Below are 5,805 nucleotides of genomic sequence, written 5' to 3' on the forward strand. Positions count from 1 at the left end.
CGACGGTGCCGATGGTCGAGTCATCCGGGAAGCCGAACACCACCATTTTCGTCGGGTTGAAGGTGTCGGTGCGGCCCGGGCCCTGTTGCGGGCGCAGCTTCTGCCAGGCGTAGGCCTGCTTCTGCTTGAGCAAGGCGCTTTTCGCCATCGGGATGATCAGGTAGCGGTTGTAGAGTTTCTCGAAAAAGCCCAGCTGGAACTTGCCGTTGATCGCCGCCATCACCGCGTCGGTGGTGAATTTCGGATCGCTGGCGCAATCGTAGGCGTACCACTGGAACGCTTGCAGTTGCAGGGTATTGGCCGGCGCGCTCGGCACGTTGACCGCGACGTCGCTGGCATTGGCCCGGTACGAGCCGGTGTGGCACAGCGCGCAGTTCGGCTCGACGGTCGGGTAGCCGATCTGCCGCTTGGCCATGCCGATCGGCAGATCCTTGCCGTTCTCATAGAGAAAACCGAAGACTTCCCAGCCGCCGGGTTTGGGCATTTTTTCCGGGCACATCTGCGGCAGCACGGCGAACAGGTAATACGGGATCCGTGCTTCGATGCCCAGGCCGATGGCAGCGTATTTGTAGTGATCTTCGTCGGAAGCGTATTCCTGCTCCGGCACCACCCGCAGCATCTGGTACCAGGTTTCGTAACCGATGAAACCGAGGACGGCCAGCACAACCAAAGTGCCGACCTTGAAGCTGTGGCTTTGCCATTGCCGCGCCCAGGCCGCGCGCCACTCGCGCCAGCCATCGCAGAGCAATGCCCATGGCCGGTTCGCGGGCGTGGTGCCGAGGTACAACAGAATGCCGAGGATCAGAAAGAAGCTCAGATCGCCCATCAACATCGGCACGAACACCGAGCCCTGGCTGCTGGTGTTGATCAGATAGATCCAGAACACCACCGCGATCAGTCGCGTCAGTACGCACAGCCAGGAATGCACCACGTAGCGCGGCGCGTTGAAGCCCGACGGCATGTAAAACACGCTGATGCCCACCAGCAGCATCCCGGCATTTTCCAGCCACGGGTCGGAGAGTTGCGGCGGCAGACCGACCACCGATGTCAGCAACCCCGGCGCGAACAGCGCGGGGATCGCGAACACCATGTTCATCGCAATGCCGATCCAGATGAAGCGTTGAAACCAGCGGATGTAGCTGTCCATATCATCCATTTCCTTTTACATAACTGGATCGAACCCATTCCTGTGGCGAGGGGATTTATCCCCGATCGGCTGCGAGCAGTCGCAAACTATCGCCTGCGGTTTGTCAGAAACACCGCGCGGCCTGACTTGGGGCCGCTGCGCGACCCATCGGGGATGAATCCCCTCGCCACAAAGGACTTTCTCTGCACAAAAGATCAATCACAGGTGTCAGCCGAGGGCCGTTTTCTCCAGGTGCTCAAGGATGATCGGATAGACATCGACCACCGCGTTCTTGCCGAACATGCAGTCGATATGGCCATAGCCCGGCACCACATGCCGGCTGTAACGCTCCGGCCCATGGACTTCGCAGACGCGCTGGTAGGTTTTCAGGGTGCTTTCCGGCAGGTAGCACTGGTTGTCGGCGCCACTGATGAAGCAGATCGGCATCGTCAGCCGGTCGAAGTGCGGCATGTACACATCGTTGCCTTTGAAATCCACCAGGTGCCCTTTGCGCACGATCAGCGCCAGGTGCTCGAAGGTCTCGATATTCGACTCGCCGAACAGCTCGTGCAGGTTGTCGTGCAGGGTTTCGTTGAGGGTGTCGTGGCGATACAGCGAGGCATACATGAAGGTGATGCGGTGGCATACCGGGTTGGTGCAATAACCCTGCGCCTCGATCCGCGCATAGCCATTGAGGGCCTTGTCGTAGAGCCGGTTGAACCAGTTTTCCTTGCTGTCGGCGTAGGCCGTCATCGACTTGATGCCGATTGCATCGAGCATCCCCGGCAGGTGCAGCCCGGCCTTCAGTCCGGTGGCGGTGGCGACCACGGTGTCAGCGGCAATCTGCGAGCAGACCACCGAACGCACGCCTTGTAGCCCCGCCAGCAGTGACATGAAGAAAGTCGTCGCGCCGTAGCAATGCACCACGCACTGCACGTCTTTGGCCTGGGTCTGCCGCTGAATCTGCGCGATGGCAGCCTTGAAGTCGTACTGGGCGATCTGGTCGCCGTTCCATTCCTTCTTGCTCGCCGGCAACAGAATGCTCACGCGAAAATCCAGCAGCCAGACGTCGTAGTCGTGCTTGCACAGGAACTCCAGCAGGTTGGTCTGGATGGTGTCGGTGGAAAAGATATTCGACCCCACTCCCAGGCCGTGCACCAGCATGACCGGGCCCTTGCTGCCGGCCTGATAGCGGGTCAGGCGCAGCTCGACGCCGTCCTCGGTGGGGAAGAAATGCACCGCCGGGGTTGGTGCATCCAGCGGCCGTTTCAAGCGTGGCGGCGCGTCGGGGTTGAAGTAGATATCGCCAGCAAAGACCCCACCGTAACTCTCCCAGAGAATCCCGGCGAAGAACTTGCCGAAACGCGCCAGGCCTTCGATACGCTCACGCTCGTTGCGCGCGTTGAGCACTTTCATGGTGGTCATCTGCTTGGCGAAATCGGTCGGATGAATGTGCATCACCCCGGAGCCGATCACCTCGCCCGACTTGTCCGGCCCGCGATACAGCGTCACGTACAAGGTGCTGGTGTCGTGCCAGATGTTCAGCACGCCGTTGTCTTCCGGCACGGTCTTGAAGGCGCTGAAGAAATAGTCGCTGCCGTCCTCGGCGCTGAGTTTCATGTCGTATTTCATGTGCCGCGTGTCGACCTGCTGCTCGAATTGCTCGAACAGGTTGAACACGCCATTGCTGGCGGTCAGCGGTTGCGGCGATAGCGCCGGGGCGTTGACCGTGCCGACGATGGTTGCGGCGTGTTCCGGCTCCTTGATCATCCGGTTCAGGTCGTTGGCGGTGATGGTCAGGGTGAAGTCGATTGGCGAATTGTCCGCCTCGCCGCGTTTGGCCGCGGCTTCGTAGACCTTCAGATCGGTGCTTTGCGCGGCGGTGAAGGCCCGGGAGAAATAGCCCTTCATGGTTTCGGTGAACTGCACGCCGAGGGTCGGTGGTGCCACCTGTTTGCGCGGTGCCGACGGCAGCGTGTAGTCGATGTGCCAGCCACGGTCGGCGGCGAGCAGGCCCATGTTGCGCTCGCTCACAGCGGAGATGGTCAACAGCGGATTGACCGCCAGCGAGGTCGGGATCACCGCGCCGTCAGTCACGTACAGGCTGGCGTAGACATCAGTGCCGGCCGCGCCGCTGAACACCTGGCCCTTGTGATTGACCACCCCTTGCCCGGCGTCCTCGCCCATCACGCAACCGCCCAGCGGATGCACCGAGACAATGCTGTGCTTGAGCAGCTTGGTCCAGATCGGGTTCTCCACCCAGACCCCGCCCAAGGCCTTGGTGCTCTGGTACAGACGTTCGTTGCCGAGCTTGAAGTTTTCCTGCTCGCCGACGCCCGGCCAGTCGATGCGCAACTGGTCCTTGTTGTCGAGAATCATCCGGCCCTGGCCGCTGTCGTGGCTCATGATCAGGTAGGTCTGCATGTTGTGCAGCGCGCCGTAATACGGGCCGCGCAGGAAGCTTTCGGCTTCGCGCTCCTTATACCTCACCTTGCCGCTGAAGCTGTCATCGGTGGCCTTGCCGATCATTTCGGCGAACCCGGCCATGGCCGGTACCATCGGCCGGCCGAGTGCGCCGGGGATCGAGCCCTCCTCGATAACCATGCGGCTGCGCCAGTCACCTTCGGTGCGCATGTCGATGACCGAGGTGATGCACGGGCCGACTGGCTGCATTTCCTTGGCCGGATGCGCGCCGAAGCCGATGCCGTTGATGGTCTGCTCGCAGTTGTGGCCGAAGCCGAGGATGTCGCCGTTGCCGCTCATGTTCTCGCCGAGCTGGCCGGACATCACCAGCCCCTTGTCGCGCGAGCGCAGCAGAATCTCGGTGGAGCCGAGGGTGCCGGCAGAGACCACGACGATGTCAGCCTTCACGAACAACGTGGGCGCGTCGAATTTCTCACGCCCGCTGTCGAGATACTGGAAATGCACGATCCAGCCGTCGCCGTCACGCTCCAGATGACGCACCTCGGCCTGACAGAAAATCTCCGCGCCGTGGTTCCAGGCATCCGGCAAATAGTTCATCAGCGTGGTGTTCTTGGCCTTGTTGTTACAGCCCGAGACGCAGTCGCCGCACTGGTTGCACGGCAGCTGTTCGACGCCGACGTGGTTGAGGTTGTTCGGCAGTTTGTCGAAGGTCACGTTGATCGGCGGCTTGTAGAAGTGCGCGCCCTGCTTGAGGTAGTCCGCGGACTTTTTGTTGGCGTCGAGCTTGGGCAGGTTCGGTGCGCTATTCGGGTACGGATTGGGCTTGAGCATTTCCCGGGCACGGGCATAACCGTCCTTGAGCAAGGTATCGCGATGTTCACGTACCGCCTGCGGCCAGCGCGGGTCATCGAACACTCCAGGCTCAGGCTCCAGGGCCACGTTGGCGTTGATCAACGACGTACCGCCGAGACCACAACCGACCACCACGTTCTGCTGGGCATTAACGTGCAAATCAAACAGCCCGGTGCGCGAACCGATATGGCCGTCCGGGTCATGCACCTGCAGCTCTTCGGTCGCGGCAATCATGGTATTGGGGTATTCGCCGGGCTGGATTTCCCGCCCGCGTTCGAGCAGGCACACCTGCTTGCCGGCCCGGGACAGGCGCGACGCAGCAATGCCGCCGCCATAGCCGGAGCCGATGACGATCACGTCGTAGTGTTCCTTGATTTCGCTGATGGGCGTTGCGATGCGTGTCATGAGGGTGTTCCTCTCTCAGGCAGATGGGGCAACTCTGCGGTTGCCTGCAATCAATGGGCGAACGGGCACCTGGTCTCCGAGACGAACCCGGCGACAGCACAGCGGTTGGAGCAGAAGTCGCTACAGACGAGCGTGTTGATTGGCCGCACGACGTAACGTGCGCTTGCGTGGCGAGGGGGGATGGCGGCGCGGGTGGCTATCCATCATGCGTTCTCCCAGAACCTGATGTGGATAAGTAACGGCTGTCCTTGTGCCATTGCAGTGAAGACAGCGCAGGTTTCGAAGTCAAGGCGACGATTTAGAACTGTATGAAATGTGATCAATCGCCGTTTGGACTATGGCCGGCGCGGCTTGCAGGGTTCGACGAACAAGTTATCCACATAGCCACCCACAGCAAATGGGGGTAACTGTGGATGAAGCCGAAAATAACCCGCTGATTTGTGAAGAAAAAGCGTGACTTATGCAGAAGAAGGCTTTGCACCAACGATTGATCAGAATTTGATCAACAGCCTGTAACGCACGTTATGCAAGGCGTGTAGAGGATGGCGAACACCTTATCCACAGAAGCACCAACAGAGAACGGGGGTAAGTTTTGCGGGTCTGTGGAAAAGCGCTGCAGCGTGTGAAAATCCGGGGGTCTGGAGAAGATTCGCCGGTCTTTCACGGGCATTTGATCGTTTTTTAATCAACTCTCTACAAGCCACGATCTATAAGGCTCGCAGCGTATAGCGAACATCTTATCCACAGAAGCGCCAACAGAGATTGGGGGCAACTTGCCGAGTTATTCAGCGGAAAAACCCAGAAAAAACCGCGACTTAGGCTGGTTGTTTTTTGATCGGATGGCTGCAGGCCTTGATTGGCGCGGGATGCAGGGAGGGGCGAACACGTTATCCACAGATCCGCCAACAGGGATTGTGGGTAAACCGCTCCCCTCACCCCAGCCCTCTCCCGGAGGGAGAGGGAGCCGACACAGTCGCCTGTTCGAGATACATCGACCT

General features: G+C 60.2%; 1 protein-coding gene and 1 pseudogene. Both read right to left on the reverse strand.

The window, feature by feature from the left end; translation table 11 throughout:
• Positions 1-1,147: pseudogene (locus DBR24_RS32080) on the reverse strand (hypothetical protein); the annotation flags it as partial.
• Between the two features lie 207 nt (positions 1,148-1,354).
• Positions 1,355-4,807: a GMC family oxidoreductase N-terminal domain-containing protein gene (locus DBR24_RS12735; protein ID WP_128614932.1), complete on the reverse strand. Its 3,453-nt coding sequence runs from the start codon at positions 4,805-4,807 to the stop codon at positions 1,355-1,357.
• Between the last annotated feature and the right edge of the window lie 998 nt (positions 4,808-5,805).

Origin of the sequence: Pseudomonas sp. HMWF006, assembly GCF_003061205.1 — a bacterium.
Classification (GTDB): Bacteria; Pseudomonadota; Gammaproteobacteria; order Pseudomonadales; family Pseudomonadaceae; genus Aquipseudomonas; species Aquipseudomonas monsensis.